This is a genomic window from uncultured Campylobacter sp. (assembly GCF_938045535.1).
In the GTDB taxonomy this organism is placed as follows: domain Bacteria; phylum Campylobacterota; class Campylobacteria; order Campylobacterales; family Campylobacteraceae; genus Campylobacter_B.
This window is the reverse complement of record NZ_CALIMQ010000204.1, coordinates 1-1297: the sequence shown is the minus strand read 5'-3', so window position 1 is coordinate 1297 and position 1297 is coordinate 1. Positions and strand designations below refer to the sequence as shown.

At 43.4% G+C, this 1297-nt stretch carries 1 protein-coding gene; it reads right to left on the bottom strand.

Annotation, left to right across the window (positions count from 1 at the left end):
• Positions 1–428: 428 nt before the first annotated feature.
• On the bottom strand, positions 429–1289 hold the full coding sequence (rsmH, locus tag Q0095_RS06310) for a 16S rRNA (cytosine(1402)-N(4))-methyltransferase RsmH (RefSeq protein WP_297882404.1): 861 nt from the start codon (positions 1287–1289) through the stop codon (positions 429–431).
• Positions 1290–1297 lie beyond the last annotated feature (8 nt).

Genomic DNA, 1297 nt, shown 5'->3' with positions numbered 1-1297 from the left:
TAGATATCTATTTGCAAGATAAGCTCTATCGCCTAAAATGGCGATGAAATCAACGGCTCGCCTACAAAATTTCTTTAAAGCAAAGAATGAGATTCGACGTTACGCCGCTTGCTTTAGGCGCCAAATTTTAACTCTCGCTCTGTTTTGTATCTATGCTGCCACTTAGTTTTTAAAATATGCAGCAGTCAATAAATCCCATAAAATTATACATTAAATTTAGCGTAAAATTAAACGTTAAATTTTTCGCTAAATTTTTATGATTTAACCATTGCGCGTTTGAAATAACACTGAAAAATATCATAAATTCTAAAGCGAATCTTTGTAAGCTGGATTTTAAAATTCCATAAAATTTTAAAATTTAATGCCTGCAAATCTGTAAATTTTACAAAATTTCGTCAAAATTTAAAATTTATAGCAAGCAAAGGCGGTTATTTCAGCCAAAAAATTCTAAGCTTTGCACTTGCAGCTCGAGAATTTTGCGCGAGTTCCTGCGCATCTGCCGTTATAGGGCTTTTGGTTAGGATTTTGCCTAACGAATGCCCGCCGCCGCATTCGCAGCGCATAAACTCGCTAGGGCAGACGCAATCGCGCTCCCACGCCCTAAATCGCTCCTTTACTATGCGGTCTTCAAGCGAATGGAATGAAATTATAGCGACAATTGCATTAGTTAGAATTGAATCGCGCGATTTTTGCTCAATGAGCGTGAGCAGGCGCTTTAGCTCGCCAAGCTCGTTATTTACCTCGATGCGGATCGCCTGAAATGCTAGCGTAGCCGTGCTGATGCTGCGCCCCTTAACGGGCTTCGTTCCGATTAAATTTGCCAAAGCTTTGGCGCTTGTTAGTGGTGCGTTAGCCCGTGCAGTAGCTATTTTAGCAGCGATTGCGTTAGCATTTGTTAGCTCGCCGTATTCGCGAAAAATGCGCGCGAGTTCAGCTTGTGAGTAGCTGTTTACGACATACGCCGCATCTAGCGCTGCGCCTGCATCCATTCGCATATCCAACGCGTCGCTTTTAGTGGAAAAGCCGCGGCAGTTTTTATCCAGCTGAAGAGATGAAACGCCGATGTCGGCTAATATCCCGCGAACTGCGCGGAGCTTTTGCTCGGGCAGAATTTCTAAAATTTCGCTAAATTTTGCTTTGTGAATTTCTATGCGATCTTTAAATTTACTGAGCCGCTCGCGCGAAAATTCTATCGCTTCGGCATCTCTGTCGCAAGCGATGAGTTTAAGGCGCGGATTAGCGGTCAAAATGCCCTCGCTGTGCCCTCCGTAGCCTAGCGTGCAGTCGATAACATAGC